This is a genomic window from Nocardiopsis sp. iso_238, assembly GCF_056173325.1.
The window spans coordinates 441519-457242 of sequence record NZ_CM149668.1 but is presented as its reverse complement, the minus strand read 5'-3'; the positions used below and the strand labels follow the sequence as shown (position 1 = coordinate 457242).

Annotated in this window: 16 protein-coding genes; 8 read left to right on the top strand and 8 right to left on the bottom strand. The window is 72.2% G+C overall.

Features of this window, described 5'->3' with window-relative positions; genetic code table 11:
• Positions 1–50: 50 nt before the first annotated feature.
• The 5 genes from hemC to AC0VYL_RS02045 all read right to left on the bottom strand — a co-directional run bounded on the left by hemC (position 51) and on the right by AC0VYL_RS02045 (position 4371).
• Complete coding sequence (gene hemC, locus AC0VYL_RS02065) at positions 51–1022, bottom strand: hydroxymethylbilane synthase (protein ID WP_475482157.1); 972 nt, start codon at positions 1020–1022, stop codon at positions 51–53.
• Positions 1019–2530 (bottom strand): glutamyl-tRNA reductase, encoded by a 1512-nt coding sequence (locus tag AC0VYL_RS02060; RefSeq protein WP_475458525.1) that lies wholly within the window; start codon positions 2528–2530, stop codon positions 1019–1021. Before AC0VYL_RS02060 ends, hemC begins: the two co-directional genes overlap by 4 nt.
• A gap of 142 nt (positions 2531–2672) precedes the next feature.
• Complete coding sequence (locus AC0VYL_RS02055) at positions 2673–3365, bottom strand: redox-sensing transcriptional repressor Rex (protein ID WP_475458523.1); 693 nt, start codon at positions 3363–3365, stop codon at positions 2673–2675.
• A 447-nt stretch (positions 3366–3812) separates the two neighbouring features.
• Complete coding sequence (locus AC0VYL_RS02050; RefSeq protein ID WP_475482156.1) at positions 3813–4079, bottom strand: glutaredoxin family protein; 267 nt, start codon at positions 4077–4079, stop codon at positions 3813–3815.
• 34 nt (positions 4080–4113) lie between these two features.
• Positions 4114–4371, bottom strand: coding sequence for a MoaD/ThiS family protein (locus AC0VYL_RS02045; protein ID WP_475458518.1), 258 nt, complete (start codon positions 4369–4371; stop codon positions 4114–4116).
• A 109-nt stretch (positions 4372–4480) separates the two neighbouring features.
• On the opposite strand from AC0VYL_RS02045, the gene AC0VYL_RS02040 reads away from it, so the two are divergent.
• The 7 genes from AC0VYL_RS02040 to AC0VYL_RS02010 all read left to right on the top strand — a co-directional run bounded on the left by AC0VYL_RS02040 (position 4481) and on the right by AC0VYL_RS02010 (position 11714).
• Complete coding sequence (locus AC0VYL_RS02040) at positions 4481–5278, top strand: winged helix-turn-helix transcriptional regulator (protein ID WP_475482155.1); 798 nt, start codon at positions 4481–4483, stop codon at positions 5276–5278.
• Positions 5279–5506: 228 nt separating this feature from the next.
• Complete coding sequence (locus AC0VYL_RS02035) at positions 5507–6532, top strand: hypothetical protein (RefSeq protein WP_475482154.1); 1026 nt, start codon at positions 5507–5509, stop codon at positions 6530–6532.
• Positions 6533–6652: 120 nt separating this feature from the next.
• Positions 6653–7630 carry a mycothiol synthase gene (gene mshD / locus AC0VYL_RS02030; protein WP_475482153.1) on the top strand — a complete coding sequence of 326 codons (978 nt, stop codon included), beginning with the start codon at positions 6653–6655 and terminating at the stop codon, positions 7628–7630.
• A 282-nt stretch (positions 7631–7912) separates the two neighbouring features.
• Positions 7913–8878 carry a phosphate ABC transporter permease subunit PstC gene (gene pstC, locus AC0VYL_RS02025; RefSeq protein ID WP_475458508.1) on the top strand — a complete coding sequence of 322 codons (966 nt, stop codon included), beginning with the start codon at positions 7913–7915 and terminating at the stop codon, positions 8876–8878.
• Positions 8875–9954 carry a phosphate ABC transporter permease PstA gene (pstA, locus tag AC0VYL_RS02020; protein ID WP_475482152.1) on the top strand — a complete coding sequence of 360 codons (1080 nt, stop codon included), beginning with the start codon at positions 8875–8877 and terminating at the stop codon, positions 9952–9954. Before pstC ends, pstA begins: the two co-directional genes overlap by 4 nt.
• Positions 9955–9969: 15 nt before the next feature.
• Positions 9970–10749 carry a phosphate ABC transporter ATP-binding protein PstB gene (gene pstB, locus AC0VYL_RS02015; protein WP_475458504.1) on the top strand — a complete coding sequence of 260 codons (780 nt, stop codon included), beginning with the start codon at positions 9970–9972 and terminating at the stop codon, positions 10747–10749.
• Positions 10749–11714 (top strand): nucleoside hydrolase, encoded by a 966-nt coding sequence (locus AC0VYL_RS02010; RefSeq protein WP_475482151.1) that lies wholly within the window; start codon positions 10749–10751, stop codon positions 11712–11714. Before pstB ends, AC0VYL_RS02010 begins: the two co-directional genes overlap by 1 nt.
• Here the strand turns inward: AC0VYL_RS02010 and AC0VYL_RS02005 are convergent.
• From AC0VYL_RS02005 to AC0VYL_RS01995, 3 genes are all read right to left on the bottom strand, one after another.
• Positions 11701–12114, bottom strand: coding sequence for a PaaI family thioesterase (locus AC0VYL_RS02005; RefSeq protein ID WP_475458486.1), 414 nt, complete (start codon positions 12112–12114; stop codon positions 11701–11703). The two genes, AC0VYL_RS02010 and AC0VYL_RS02005, sit on opposite strands and share 14 nt — an antisense overlap.
• An 82-nt stretch (positions 12115–12196) precedes the next feature.
• Entirely contained in the window at positions 12197–12640 is a 444-nt protein-coding gene (locus AC0VYL_RS02000) for a GreA/GreB family elongation factor (RefSeq protein WP_475482150.1), read from the bottom strand.
• A gap of 64 nt (positions 12641–12704) precedes the next feature.
• A complete protein-coding gene (locus AC0VYL_RS01995) occupies positions 12705–13964 on the bottom strand; it encodes an NAD(P)/FAD-dependent oxidoreductase (RefSeq protein ID WP_475458481.1) in 1260 nt (419 codons plus the stop codon).
• A 148-nt stretch (positions 13965–14112) separates the two neighbouring features.
• Between AC0VYL_RS01995 and AC0VYL_RS01990 the strand changes: the two genes are divergently transcribed.
• Positions 14113–15660, top strand: coding sequence for a PucR family transcriptional regulator (locus AC0VYL_RS01990; RefSeq protein ID WP_475483450.1), 1548 nt, complete (start codon positions 14113–14115; stop codon positions 15658–15660).
• Positions 15661–15724: the final 64 nt, after the last annotated feature.

Below are 15724 nucleotides of genomic sequence, written 5' to 3'. Positions count from 1 at the left end.
TCGGGTCTGGTCAGCGGCGTGCGAGGCGGACGCGGTCCGGGGAACACGGTCTAGGGGGTGTCCCGCTCGGCGAAGGCCTCGGCGACGATGCGGTCGGCGCCCTCGGCGATCATCTGGCGGGCCAGGTCGCGGCCGAGCCCGACGGCCGTGTCGAGGTCCTCCGGCGACGCCAGGTCGATGGTGCGTTCACGGCGCACGGCGGTGGCGCCGTTGGTGGCGACCACGGCGGCGCGCAGGCGCAGGCGGCCCTCGGCGTACTCGGCGTAGGCGCCGACCGGGGCGGCGCACCCGGCCTCCAGCTCCGACAGCACGGTGCGCTCCGCGACGACCTCGGCGCGGGTGGCCGGGTGGTCGACGGAGCCCAGGTAGGCGAGGTCGGAACCGGCGCGTTCGGTCCGGCACTCGATGGCCAGGGCGCCCTGACCGGGGGCGGGCAGCATCTGCTCGGGTGCGAAGACGTCGGTGACGTCGTCACGGCGGCCGACCCGGCCCAGTCCGGCGTAGGCCAGGACCACGGCGTCGAGTTCGCCGGAGGTGACCTTGCCCAGGCGGGTCTCGGCGTTGCCCCGGATGGGGACGTAGACGAGGTCGGGGCGGAGCGCGGACAGCTGGGCGACGCGGCGCGGGGAGCCCGTGCCGACCTTGGACCCGGCGGGGAGGTCCGCGAACTTGAGCCCGTCGCGGGCGCACAGGGCGTCGCGGGGGTCGTCCCGCTCGGGGATGGCCGCCAGGACCAGTCCCTCGGCGGGGGCGGTGGGCAGGTCCTTGAGGGAGTGCACCGCGAAGTCGATGGTTCCGGCGACCAGCTCGTCGCGCAGGGCGTTGACGAACACGCCGGTGCCGCCGAGCTGGGTCAGGTGGGCCTTGGTGACGTCGCCGAAGCTCGTGATGAGCTCCAGTTCGATCGCCTGGCCGGTCCGCTCGGTGATCGTGTCAGCGACGCCCTGGGACTGGGTGGTGGCCATGGTGCTGCGGCGGGTGCCGAGCCTGGCGGGTACGGAGGTCGTGCCTTCTGCGGTCATGCCTTCTCCTGTGCGGGCCGCGCGGCGGGGCTGCGGCGCCCGGGACAGGTCTCCCCGTCCGGGGCCTTCGGGATCTGGAGGTCGAGGTCGAACAGCTGGCGCAGGGCGGCCTCGTAGGACTCACCGTCCGGGGCCGCAGCCAGTTCCTTCACGCGCACGGTCGGTCTGTGCAGCAGCTTGTCCGCGACGCGGCGCATGGCGCGGCCGATCTCCTCGCGGGTGCGGTCGTCGAGGTCGTCGGGGAGGCGGCCGTGGAGGCGGGAGAGCTCGGACTCCACCACGTCGCGGGCCTGGGCGCGCAGGGCGACGACGGTGGGGGCGACCTCGTTGGCGCGGCGGATCGCGCGGAACTCGTTGACCTCCTCGTCGACGATCCCGCGCACGACCGGAAGGGCGTTGGAGTGGCCGGGGTCGTGGTCGGACCCGGTGGCGACGGCCTGGCGCAGGTCCTCGATGTCCACGAGGTGGACCCCGGGGAGCTCGCGCACGCCGGGGTCGATGTCGCGGGGCAGGGCCAGGTCCAGGAAGACCAGGGGGCGGGTGCGGCCCTCGGTGGCGGCGGCCACGGCGTCGGCGGTGAGCACGAGGCCCTGGGCTCCGGTGCAGGAGATGACGAGGTCGACCTCGTTGAGGGCGGCGGCGGCGTCGGTGAAGGGCACCGAACCGGCGCGCACGGTGTCGTAGGCCTCGTTGAGGCACTCGGCCAGCCGCGCGGCGCGCTCGGGCGTGCGGTTGGCGACGACGACCGTCCCGGCGCCCTGGCGGGCGACGGTGTTGGCGGACAGGGCGCTCATGGAGCCCGCGCCGAGGACCAGCACGCGGGAGCCGGTGAGCGGACCGGCGGGGAGGGCGGCGCCGAGGGTGCGGGGCTCGGATCGCTCGGAGACGTCGGTGGTGCGGGGGCCCTGGCCGGACATGGGGCAGCCCGCGGGCGGGGTGACCTCCGCGGCGGGCAGCGACGGGTCCGGGGTGACCGCGAGGTCCCGGGTGGCGATGGTGAGGCCGAAGCTGACCATGTCGGCCCCGGCGTGGTCCAGGTGGGTCTCGGTGTGGGCGCGCTTGCCCACGCGCAGGGCGCGCTGGCCGAGGTCGTTGAGGACCCGTCCGACCGAACCGGTCTCCTGGCCCTCCTTGAGGGCGTCGCGGACCTGGCCGAGGATCTGGCCCTCGCCGACGACCATGGAGTCGAGGCCGCAGGTGACGGAGAACAGGTGCTGGACGGCGTTGTCCTCGAAGTGCGCGTAGAGGTGCTCGTTGAGCTCCCCGAGGGTGACGCCCGTGTGCCAGGAGAGGAGTTCGGTGATGGCCGCGACCCCGCCGTGGAGGTTCTCGACGTCGGCGTAGACCTCGGTGCGGTTGCAGGTGGAGACCACCATGACCTCGTTGACCGCGTCGGAGCCCACCATCTCACCGACCGCCCTGGTGCGTGTCTCGCCGTTCAACGCGACACGTTCGAGCAGCGCCACCGGCGAACTCCGATGGCTCAACCCCACGGCCAGGACACTCATCCGCACTCCTATGCAGGCACTATGTCTCTCCATGTTCGGGCACGGTCGCGGACCACCGCCGTCTACCCCCCGAAACGCGGCGTACGCTCGCTCTTCGCCGCCGCTCGGGCCTGGGGACCCCTGCCCCAGGACCCGGTCCGTCTCATGTCACTTCCAGCCCCGACCCGTACGTTCGGCCGTCGCCGTCGGCCCTGCGCTGCGCGTGGAAGGCGAGGATCTGGAGTTCGATGGACAAGTCGACCTTACGCACATCGACCCCGTCCGGCACATTCAGCACGACGGGGGCGAAGTTGAGGATGCTGGTCACTCCGGCTTCCACGAAGCGGCTGGCGACACCCTGCGCGGAACCGGCCGGTGTGGCGATCACGCCGATCGACACGCCCTTGGAACGGACAACCTCCTCCAGGCTGTCAATATGCCTCACGTCCAGCGACGCGACGGACCGCCCGACCACCTCCGGGTCGGCGTCGAGCAGGGCCGCTATCCGGAACCCCCGGGTGCCGAAACCCCCGTAGTTGGCCAGTGCGCGACCCAGGTTGCCGATGCCGACGATGGCCACCGACCAGTCCTGGGTGAGACCAAGCTCACGCGAGATCTGGTAGATGAGGTACTCGACCTCGTAACCCACGCCTCTCGTCCCGTAGGAACCCAGATGGGAGAGGTCCTTGCGGAGCTTCGCCGAGTTCACTCCGGCGGCACCGGCCAGCCCCTCGGAGGAGACGGTGGCGGTGCCACGGTCCTGGAGGGCCTGGAGGGCGCGGAGGTAGACCGGCAGCCGGGCGACGGTGGCCTCCGGGATTCCCCTCTCCCGGGGCCGAGGCGGACGTGTTGTCACAGGGTGGCGCTCCTGGGGGGCGGTCGGTTCGGGCGGGTGCGGGGTGTGGGGCGCACGGTTCCGGCGCCGACGGCCCGGAACACGCGTCTCCCCCGCCCTACGGGTCGTGGGAACCTCAGATTACGTGCTTGTGAAAGCACGCACAAAGTGGGGTCCGGTGTGAGGCCCCACGGGCGAGTTCCCACAAATGCACCCCTGGGAGCCCGGCGCGGAACACGAGATCACATCACGCGCATTCCGGGCATCGGCGTGGAGCGCGCGGCGACTCGGAGGAAGAAGTCGCGGACGCCCCGAAGCCGTCCTCCGAAGGATCACGGAAGTGGCGGGAAGAGACGCGTAGGCGGTGCGGAAAAGGCGCCGCCGGACATTACCGGTGACACCGCCACGGGTCGGCGGCGCCATTTCCGCTCCCGTCCCGTTCCCGGGGAGAGCCCCCGCGAAGGGCGCTCAGGAGGAGAGCGCGGAACGCAGCCGGTCCTCGGACACCCGCCAGAAATCGTGCTGCCGACCGTCCACGAAGGTCACCGGGATCTTGTCCCAGTACTCCTCGCGGTCGGCCTCCGGAACCTGCGCCAGGTCCTGCTCGGCCCGGCCGGCCCCGAGGTCGTCCGTCACACGCTCGATGACCGACCACGCGTCCTCGCACAGGTGGCACCCGGCCCTGCCGAGCATGACCACGCGCGCCTTTCCCGCCCACTGCTGGGTTTCCGTCATGTTTCGCTCCGATTCCGCCACGTCCTCGGCCCCCTCACCCGCCCGCGAAGGGCGGTAGGACCTCGATCACAGTCCCGTCCGTGACCGCGACCTCACCGTGCGCCCGCCGCCCCACGGGACGCTCGTCCACTAGGAGCGACGAAGCCCCCAGCACACGCCGGAAACGGTCGTCGGTGTGCAGGAGACACGCCGCTTCGAGGGCGGCCGCGAGGGTGTCGGCTTCGACTGTCTCCTCAGCCGTTCCGGCGGCCTCCTTCGCGGAAGCCCAGTACCGGATAGTGCACTTCGCCATCAGTTGATTATCCTTGGTGTTGCTCGGAGGCGACGTATTCGACAAATCTTCACCGGGGGCAATGGCGCCTTCGATCGCCCGACACAAGCGGGCCGACGAGAAGAGACGCATGAGCCATCTGCTGTTACTCACGAACTCGAACGAACCGTCCGACCACGTTCTTCCCGCCCTCGGACTCCTCCTGCACTCGGTGCGGGTGGCTCCCGCCGAGGCCGGAGCCCTGCTGGCCTCCGGAGCCGGCGGGAACCCGAGCGCCCCGGTTGACGCCATTCTGGTCGATGCGCGAACGGACCTGGCGGCGGCCCGCAACTTCTGCCGTCTGCTCGACACCACCGGACTCGACTGCCCGCTGCTGGTGGTCCTCACCGAAGGCGGCGTCGCGGCGCTGACCCCGGACTGGCAGGCCGACGACTTCATCCTGGTCACCGCCGGTCCCGCCGAGGTCGAGGCCCGTCTGCGCCTGGCGGTCGGAGCGGCCGAGGCCGGGTCCGACGACCCGGACGAGATCCGCCGGGGCGACCTGGTCATCGACGAGGCCACCTACATCGCCCGCCTGCGCGGCCGCATCCTCGACCTCACCTTCAAGGAGTTCGAGCTGCTCAAGTTCCTGGCGCAGCACCCCGGGCGGGTCTTCACCCGGGCACAGCTGCTCCAGGAGGTGTGGGGCTACGACTACTACGGCGGGACCAGGACCATCGACGTCCACGTGCGGCGCCTGCGCGCCAAGCTGGGCTCGGAGTACGAGTCCCTGATCGGCACCGTGCGCAACGTGGGCTACCGCTTCGTGCCGGACCCGGTCTCGAAGTCCGGGACGGCCCAGAAGCCGTCCTCGGAGGCGCCGGAGGCCTCCGAGGCGGCGGAGACGGCGGAGGCCGTGCCCGCCACCCGTTCCGCCGGGGCCTCCTAACGACCGGCCGCACCACCCGACCCTTCCGGGGCGCCCGCGCGGGCGCCCCGGAACCGTGTCCGGGGATCGGCCGGATTGGAGCGGCGCGCACCCTCGTGCTCGACGCCCCCACGCCCTAAGATCAGTGGGGCACCCGACGGACGGGGCTTGGCAGGCGTGGCGGAGGCCCGTCGCCGGGTGCGGCCCGAGCCGCTGACGGCGCGCCCCCGGAGGAGTGAGATCGCACCGATGCCGACCCCCGCTACCCACGCCCCCCACAGACCCCGTCTCAGCAGCGTCCTCGGCGCGGCCTTCGTCGGTTCCACGTTGATCGCCGTGATGTCGCCGGCGCACGCCGACCCCGCGCCCTCCGCCGTCATCACCTTCGCCAGGGGCGACGACACCGTCGTGCTGGGCGAGGAGGCCCCGCCCAACACGCTCTCGGTCACCAACACCGGGACCGTCCCGATCTGTCTGCTCGACCTGTCGACCGACGCCTCCGAGTTCCCGGCGGGCGCCCCCACCGCGTCCGTGATCGCACCGGACGTGACCACCGAGAGCACGGTCTCGGGCGCACCCCGGCAGGACACCGCGGTGACCGCGACCCTGCGGTACGCGCCCGCCCCCGAGGAGGGCTGTGAGGGCGTGGACGAGGAACAGGCGAAGGAGGTCGTGTCGGACCCGTGGACGGTGACGGTCACCGACCCCGAACCCTCGCCGACCCCCACACCCACGGAGAGCCCCTCGGAGCCCACGGAGGAACCCACCGAGGAGCCGTCCGGGGAACCCACCAGGACCCCGAGCCCGTCGCCGACGCCCTCCCCCACGAACTCCGCCAGCCCCACGCCGACCCCGTCACCGACCCCGTCAGGGACGCCCACGCCCGCCCCGTCCGCCAGTGAGAGCAGCGCCGGAGGCGGCTCGGGCAACGAGCGCGGCCCGGCCAGGACCCCGAACCGGCCTCCGCGCTCGACCGTGAGTGCCGCCCCCACCAGCGACGCGACCATCCCCACGCTCCCCCGCAGCGAGGCGGACCTGCCCGACCTCGCTCCGGGAGAGGCCGAGGACCTGGCCGAGCTGCCGCTGGTGACACCCACCGCGAACGAGGACGCCGAGACCGAGATCGCCGCCGACCACTCGGACATGGGCCCCTCGATCGCACCGGCCGTCCTGCTCGCGGCGTTCCTGCTCGCCCTGCTGCTGGCCACCCCGCTGGCTCCCACCCGCCGGGTCCGCCTCGGCGCCGGATACCAGGGCAAACGACGCAAGGGCTGACACGCCTCCCAGTGGACCCGGGGTTCCGGCCCCGGGTCCACGCACCGATTCGGCCGCTCGGGGCATCAGTTCGGGCGTCGACATGGGGAATTCGGCCAACACGATCTAGGATTCTGGCTCATGAGTACCCCGCTAGTCACTGACAACCTCGCACCGGAGCTGGTCGGGCCCGTACTGGCCCTGGCCGAGGCCGCGCGTGCGCAGGACGGGGCCGCCGCCCTGTCCGAGCACACCCTGCTCCGGATCAGACACGGAGCCCCGTCCGGCAGCAGCCGCTTCCACGTGGTCTCCCACGACGACCGCGTCGTGGGCTTCGCGTTCGTGGAAAGAGGCCAGGGCGAGCCGGACTCCGGCGAGGTCGTCGTGCACCCCGAGCACCGCAGGAGCGGACACGGTTCCGCGCTGCTGCGCTCGATCCGGGAGGACGCGGGCCCCCACGGGGTGCGGGTGTGGGCGCACGGGCGCACGCACGGAGCGGTGTCGGTGGCGGAGTCCGAGGGCTGGACGCCGGTCCGCGAACTCCACAAGATGCGCATGCCCCTGCGCGACCTCGGCCCCGAGGTCCCGGGCGGACCGTGGACAGCGCCCGAGCTGCCCGAGCCCGTCCTGCGGCCCGAGGTCGCGGACCAGGTGCGCATCCGGCCGTTCGTGGTCGGCCAGGACGAGCAGGCGTGGCTGAGGGCCAACGCGCTCGCGTTCGCGGACCACCCCGAGCAGGGCTCGCTCACCCTGGACGACCTGCTCCAGCGCGAGGTCGAGGACTGGTTCGACCCCCGAGGGTTCCTGGTGGCGTCCACGAACAGCGGAGCGATCGCCGCCTACCACTGGACCAAGACGCACGCGGACGGCGCCGGACTCAGCGACGACGAGGCCGTCGGCGAGGTCTACGTGGTGGGGGTCGACCCCGCGTGGCAGGGCACCGGGCTGGGCCGCGCCCTGACCCTGGCCGGTCTCGTCCACCTGCGTGACGCCGGGCTGCCCTGGGTGCACCTGTACGTGGACGGCGACAACGAGGCCGCGGTGCGCCTGTACGAGTCCCTCGGCTTCTCCATGTGGGACACGGACGTGATGTACGCCCCCTCCGACCCGCGGAGCTGAGTGCCGTCGCGGGCCGCCCCCGAGGCCCGCTCGACGTGCGGCTTGTCACATTCACCGGGCCAACCCTTGTGCGCCACAAGAGTGCGACGCCGCGTTCACCTTCCGTTCACCTTCTCTGGGACAACTGGTCACTTCCTGCGCCTACCTTCGCATTCGGCGCGGTTCGGCTGTTTTCCGCGCGTTGACCGTGGCACCACGGTCGGGTCTCGCGTGGTTCACCGCCGTCCCGCTGGGACGCGGACCGATGACCAGCCCCGCAAACCTTTCCGAACCGGAGAATCCATGACGACCACGGACGCGCCCAAGGCGGCACCGCCGCCCGCGGGCAAGCGCCGGATCGGCGATGTCGTTTTCGCCGGGCTCGCCCGAGGATCAGGAATCCTGATCCTGCTGATCCTCGCGGGTGTGGCCGCCTTCCTCCTGGTCCAGGCCTGGCCGTCGCTGCTGGCCAACACCTCGAACTTCCTGACCGACCAGTCATGGAACGCCAACGTCCGGGAGAACCCGTCGTTCGGTGTGGCCGCGCTGGCCTTCGGCACCGTCATGGCCGCCGCGATCGCGCTCCTGCTGGCCACTCCGGTGGCGATCGGCATCGCGCTGTTCATCGTCTACTACGCGCCCCGGCGGCTCGCCACCACGCTCGGCTACCTGGTCGACCTGCTCGCCGCCATCCCCAGCGTGGTCTACGGCCTGTGGGGCATGATGGTCCTGGCCCCCCAGCTGGTCCCGGTCTACGAGGGCATGACGACGTACCTCGGCTGGATCCCCCTCTTCGCGGGCCCCGCCTCCACCTCCGCCCGCACGCTGCTCACCGCGGGCATCGTCCTCGCCGTGATGATCCTGCCGATCATCACCGCGATGTCCCGCGACGTGTTCCACCAGGTCCCCCAGGGCCACCGTGAGGCCGCGCTGGCCATGGGCGCCACCCGCTGGGAGATGATCCGCCTCGCGGTCCTGCCCTTCGGCAAGTCCGGGATCGTCGGCGGCGCCATGCTCGGCATGGGCCGCGCGCTGGGCGAGACCATGGCGGTCGCCATGATCCTCTCCCCGTCCCTGGCGATCTCCTTCAACCTGCTCCAGAGCGGCAACCAGACCATCGCCGCGCACATCGCCCTCCAGTACCCGGAGGCCACCGGCTACGGCGTGTCCGCGCTGATCGCCGCGGGCCTGGTCCTGTTCGCGATCACCCTGGCCGTCAACATGGGCGCCCGCTACGTCGTGGCCCGGGGCAACAAGGAGTCCGCATGAGCATGACGACGACGCAGCCTCCTGCCCCCGACGCGGGAGCTCCCGAGAACGACCTCCGCTCGGGCGCCCTGCCCACCCGCTTCCCGCTGGTCCTGCTGGTCGCCTGCGGCATGGTGGTCGCGGGCGTGCTCGCCGCCTTCTCGTCCTTCGGCGTCATCCTGTGGGCGCTGCTCACCGCCGTCTCCTACGTCGTCATCGTCGTGACCGCCTCGGCGCGGATCGAGGGCGGCCGCAAGGCCAAGGACCGCCTGGTCACCTCGCTGGTCTACTCGGCGTTCCTGCTCGCGATGGCGCCCCTGGTGTCGCTGCTGTACACGGTGGTCGGCTACGGGCTGGACCGCTTCGACGGCTACTTCCTGTCCGTGTCGATGAACGGCGTCCTGCCGAGCATGGACGCGGGCGGCGTGTACCACGCGATCGTCGGCACCCTGGCGATCACCGGCATGGCGACGCTCATCTCGGTGCCGATCGGTGTGCTCACCGCCGTCTACCTGGTCGAGTACGCCCAGGGCCGCCTGAAGAAGGTCATCACGTTCTTCGTGGACGTCATGACCGGCATCCCGTCCATCGTCGCCGGCCTCTTCGTGGTGGCGCTGTGGATGATGCTCTTCGGCCCCGGCAACACCAACGGCGCGGCGGGCGCGATCTCCCTCGCCGTGCTGATGATCCCGGTCGTGGTCCGGTCCAGCGAGGAGATGCTCCGCCTGGTCCCCCGCGACCTGCGCGAGGCCTCCTACGCCCTGGGCGTGCCCAAGTGGCGCACGATCACCAAGGTGGTGCTGCCCACCTCCGCCGCCGGTCTGACCACCGGAATCATGCTCGCCATCGCGCGCGTTATCGGAGAGACGGCGCCGCTGGTCCTCACCGCGGGATCGTCGGCGGTGTCCATCAACTGGAACCTGTTCGACGGGCAGATGATGAGCCTGCCGGTGTTCATCTACTCGCAGTTCCGCATGGGTGGGGCCGTCAACTACGAGAGGGCCTGGGCCGCAGCGCTGACGCTGGTCCTGACGGTCATGCTGCTGTTCGTCCTGGCCCGTGTGATCGGCCGACTCTTCGCACCCAAGACCCGCTAGATCGAGGAACTTCCTGTGGCGAAACGAATCGACGTCTCCGGACTGCACGTCTACTACAGCGACTTCCTCGCGGTCGAGGACGTGTCCATGACCATCGAGCCCCGCTCCGTGACGGCGTTCATCGGCTCCTCCGGCTGCGGCAAGTCGACCTTCCTGCGCACGCTGAACCGGATGCACGAGGTCACCCCCGGCGCCCGCGCCGAGGGCAAGGTCCTGCTGGACGACCTCGACATCTACGGGCGCGAGGTCGACCCGGTGATGGTGCGCAGCGAGATCGGCATGGTCTTCCAGAAGGCCAACCCGTTCCCCACGATGTCGATCTACGACAACGTGATCGCGGGGGCGCGGCTCAACAACAAGCGGATGAGCAAGTCCGAGGCGGACGGGCTGGTCGAGGAGTCGCTGCGCGGCGCCAACCTCTGGGAAGAGGTCAAGGACCGCCTGCACAAGCCCGGTTCGGGCCTGTCCGGCGGCCAGCAGCAGCGCCTGTGCATCGCCCGCGCCACGGCCGTGAAGCCGTCCGTCCTGCTCATGGACGAGCCCTGCTCCGCCCTGGACCCCATCTCGACGCTGGCGATCGAGGACCTCATTCACAAGCTGAAGGAGGACTACACGATCGTGATCGTCACCCACAACATGCAGCAGGCCGCCCGCGTCTCCGACCGGACCGCCTTCTTCAACCTGTCGGCCCCGGGCAAGCCCGGCAAGCTGATCGAGATGGGCGAGACCAACCAGATCTTCACCCGCCCGGAGAAGAAGGAGACCGAGAACTACATCACCGGCCGGTTCGGGTGATGGCCGTTCCTCTGGTGATCGACACCGACACCGCGCAGGACGACTGCGTGGCCCTGCTGGTCGGGCTGCTCGACCCGGCGGCCGACCTGCGGGCGGTGACCATGGTCGCCGGGAACGTGGGCTTCGACCAGCAGGTCCGCAACGCCTTCCTGACGCTGAACGTCGCGGGCGGGCGCTCCGACGTGCCCGTGTACCTGGGGTGTCGGCGTCCCCTGGTGCGCGAGTGGGTGAGCGCCGAGAACGTCCACGGGGACGGGTCCGGCGGGCTCTCGATGGACCAGGACGGGCTGGAGCCCCGTGGCGAGCACGCCGTGGACGCCCTGGTACGCCTGGCCGCCGAGAACCCCGGTGAGCTGTCGATCGTGGCCATCGGTCCGCTCACCAACATCGCGGCCGCGGTGGTCCGGGACCCCGACTTCGCGGGCAACGTGAAGTCCCTGTACGTCATGGGCGGGTCCAACAACGGGCGGGGCAACATCACGGCCGCCGCCGAGTTCAACTTCTACGTGGACCCCGAGGCCGCCAAGGCGGTGTTCGCGGCCGGGTTCGACGTCACCGTGGTCCCGTGGGACCCGCTCACGCTGCGGCACGCGGTGTTCGGGCAGGACCGGCTGGACCGGATCGCCGCGCTGGACACCCCGCTGTCCCGCTTCTTCACCAGGATCTGCGCCGCCACCCTGGAGTTCGACCGCAGGGTGGGGATCGACGGCACCACGCACCCGGACTCGCTGACGGCGGCGGTGCTCCTCCACCCGGAACTGGTGCGCTCGGTCTCGCCGTACCACGTGGACGTGGAGACCGCCGGGGAGCTCACCCGCGGCTACTCGGCCATGTCCTGGGGCGTCCACGGGCTGGAGCCCAACGCGCGGGTCGTCGAGGAGGTCGACGCGGACGGCTTCTTCGAGTACCTGCTGTCGCTGCTGTCCCGCGACACCGAGCCGCCGAGGACCGTCAGCGGTCTGTGAGGGCGATGGTGCCCTGCGCCGCCGCCACGGTCCTCTCCCCGTCGTCGACCATCACCAGGTCGCAGCGGCACACGGCTCGGCGGCGGGTGGACTCGACGACGTGCGCGCGGGCGCTGAGCAGGACCCCCTGGGCAGGGCGCAGGTACTCGATGGAGAACCCGCTGGTGAGCACCGAGGGGCCCAGCACGGTGCCGCCCGCGAAGGTGAGCGCGTTGTCGGCCGCGTAGGCGAGCACCCCTCCGTGCAGGAAGCCGTTCTGCTGGCGGAGCTCGTCGCGGACGTCGACCTCCAGCACGGCCCTGCCGGGCTCGAAGACGGCGATCCGGGCCCTGACCAGCTGGCTGAAGGGCTGGGCGGCCAGGACGCTGTTGGCGAGCTCCGGGGTGATCTCCTCGGCCATGGGGTTCCTTCCTGAGGCGGGTACCGCCACCCTAGGCGCCCGGGGCGGGGCCGTCCCGATGTGAGCGGCCCCGCCACCGGACTCAGGGAACCTCGGCGACCTCCGAGCCGTAGGGGACGGCGCGCACCAGACTCACCCTGAGTGTCCGCCCGTTGGGTGCCGTGTAGGTGCGCTCCTCCCCCTGCTCGGCGCCGAGGATCGCCTGACCCAGGGGTGACTCCGGAGAGCAGACCGGCATGCCGTCGGAGTCGGCCCGGTCGCGCACCCCCAGCAGGAAGGTCTCGGGTTCGGGGTCGGTGCCGTAGCGGACGGTGACGACCATCCCGGGCTCCGCGATGCCGTCGTCCGGAGGGGCCTCACCGATGACCGCGTCCCTGAGGATCTCCTGGATGCGGTTGACGCGGGTCTCACGGGCGTCCTTGTCCTCGATGAGGGTGAAGCCCCCCGTTCCGGGGGCGGACATGCCCGTGAGGACCGCCAGTTCGGCGGTGAGGCGTTGGTGGGTTCCCGGGGTCAGCCAGGCCATGGGGTCTCCTTGTACGAAGGCGCCCCGTCGGGGTTCGACGGGGCGCGGACGGGTTCCTGCCGGATCAGCGGGTGGGGTCGAAGGGGCGCAGCGCCGGGGACGGTGTTCCGGTGGCGACAGTGCGGGCCAGGAGGCGTCCGGTGACCGGCCCGTGGGTGAGCCCCCACATGCCGTGTCCGCCCGCCACGTAGAGCCCCGGGACGTCGGTGCGGCCGATCAGGGGCAGGCCGTCGGAGGTGACGGGTCTGGAGCCCACCCACTCGTCGGTGCGCTTCCCCAGGTCCACGCCGTCCAGGTAGGGCGCGGCGGACTCGGTGATCGCCCGGACCCGCTCGGCCCGCAGGGGCGCGTCGATGGCGCGGAACTCCATGGTTCCGGCCACGCGCAGGCCCTCGCCGTGCGGTGTGCAGGCCACCCGGACCTCGGGCAGGTAGACGGGGCCGGGAACGATCCGCTCCGTGGGGACCATGAAGCTGTAGCCGCGTCCGGCGCGGAGGGGCACGTTGACGCCCCAGGGTCGGGCCTGGCGGCCGAGCCACGCGCCCGTGGCCACCACGACGGCGTCACCGGTCTCGGTCTCACCGTGCGCGGAGTGCAGCCGGAACCCGCCGTCGCGGGCGGCCTCCACCCTGGTCACCCGGAAGCCCTCGACCACGCTCCCGCCGCGTTCGCGCACGGCGTCCGCGAGCGCGTGGGTGTACACGCCGGGGTTGACGTACCGCTGTCCGTCGATGCGCACGCCCGCCTGCACCCGCGCGGAGGCGAGCGGGTGGGCGGTGCGGGCGGCCTCGCCCTCCAGGGCCGCGTAGGTGAGCGGCAGGCCCGCCTCGCGGGCGGTGTCCAGCTCCATGAGGAGCCGGGCCGCGTGCTTGCGCGAGCTGAAGAGCGCGGTGATCGGGGACGACTCGACCCTGGCGTGCACGCCCCCCTCGAAGAGCTCGTCGAAGGCGTCCAGGCAGGCCGAGCTGAGCGGCACGTTGCCGCGCAGCGCCCGCTCCCAGGTCGACTGCCTGCTGTTCAGGGCGAACGAGGCCAGGAAGTGCAGGAGTCCGGTGTCGGTGGTGGGCGGGACGGACAGCGGGGCCCGGGGGTCGAGCAGCGCCCTCAGCCCGTTGCCGAGCACGCCCGGCTCGTTCAACGGGATGGCCAGGCCGGGCGAGATCCAGCCCGCGTTGCCCCAGGACGAGCCCGAGGCCACCGTGTCGCGTTCGACCACGGTGACTCCGACCCCGTACTTCTGGAGGAACCAGGCGGTCGAGAGACCGACGATCCCGGCCCCGACGACGATGACGGTACGCGGTGCGCCCGCGCCCTTCCCGGACATGGCGAGTTCTCCTGTGCTGGACGTCGGGTGCGAAGCCGCACCCGCCCAGAGTCTCTCCCGGAAGACCGCGGCGTCCCTTGTCCACGGGGAACAATCTCGGCGTACGCTGATGTGGGGATCACACAACGTGTCCAAGGGAGTGGCGTCGATGGTGTTGCTGGACCGGCTGGTCACCATCCTCGGCACGTACGGCACCCGGCTGGTCGGCCCCCGTCCCGCCCCGGACACGGTGCTGCGCGGGGTGGCGGTGCACGACCCGGCCGACCCCGGCCCGGAGGAGGCGGACGTCCTGCTCGCCGTGGGCGTCCAGGACCCGCTCCACGCGGTCGAGCTGGCCGAGCGCGCCCGGTCCCTGGCCGTGGTGGTGCGGGTCGTGCGGGAGGGCGGGGTGGACCCGCACGGGGAGGCCGCCGTCCGCGCCCGGGGCCAGGGGATCGCGCTGCTGACAGTGGACCCGTCGGTGTCCTGGGGACAGGTCGCCGGGGTGGTCTACGGGCTGGTGCTGGAGGGCGGCGAGACCGAGGCGGGGCGCGGCCCCGCCGACCTGCCCGCGCTGGCGGACACGATCGCCGCGCGGGTCGGCGGGCCGGTGACCATCGAGGATCCGCGCCTGCGCGTCCTGGCGTACTCGAACCGCCAGTCCGAGGCCGACCAGGCCCGCTGGGACACCATCCTGGGGCGCGGGGTCCCTGAGGCGCTCCAGCGCCGTCTGGAGGCCACCGGGGTCATCGCGCACCTGGCCTCGTCCACCGAACCGGTGTTCCTCCCGCCCGAGCCCGCACTGGGGATGGGCGGCCGCACGGCGGTGGCCGTCCGGGTCGGCCGGGAGTTCCTGGGGTCGCTGTGGGCGGCCTGTCCGGGACCGCTGGACGCCGAACGCTCGGCGCTGCTCGCCGAGGGCGCCCGCACGGTGGCCCTGCACCTGCTGCGCACGAGAGTCAGCGCGGACCTGGAACGCCAGGTGGAGTCGGATCTGGTCAGCCGTCTGCTGGAGGGCGCCATGGACCCGACCGAGGCGGCCGGGCGGCTGGGGCTGGCCGCGACCCCGCACCGGGTCGTCGCCCTCCAGGCGCACACACCCGACGAGCGCCACTCCGCCACCCTCATGACCTTCGAGCGGGCCACCACCGGTTTCGGCTGGTCGCGCCAGGGCCGGAGCACGGTGTTCGGGAGCACGGTCTACACGGTCCTGCCCTGCGGGGCCGACCCATCCCCGGCCCGCGCGTGGGTGGCGGAGACCACCCGGGGGCTGCCCGGGCACGTGGTGGTGAACGCGGGGATCGGCGCGCCCGCCGACCTCGCCGGTCTGGTCGCGAGCCGCAGGGAGGCGGACGAGAGCCTCACCCTGCACGCCGCCCGCCCCGAGGGCGCGGCGGTGGCCTACGACGAGTCCTGGGGCGACGTGCTCATCCACCGTCTGCGGATGGCCTCGGCGTCCGGGCGCCGACCCGCCGACGGACCGGTGGCCGCCCTGACCCGGCACGACGCCGAGCACGGCACGGAACACGCGCGCACCCTGCGCGCCTGGCTCCGGGCCCAGGGCGACCCCAACGCGGCCGCCGAGGAGCTGGGGGTGCATCCCAACACCGTCCGGCACCGGATGCGGAGGATGGCCGAGGTGACCCCGCTCGGCCTGGACCAGCCCGACATGCGACTGGCCCTGGCCATCGCCCTGGAGGCCCACGCCGGGGAGTGAGGGCCGACTGGGGGCGCGGGGGTGTCCGGGGCCGGTTCGGGGACCGCCGGATCAGGGGTCGGGG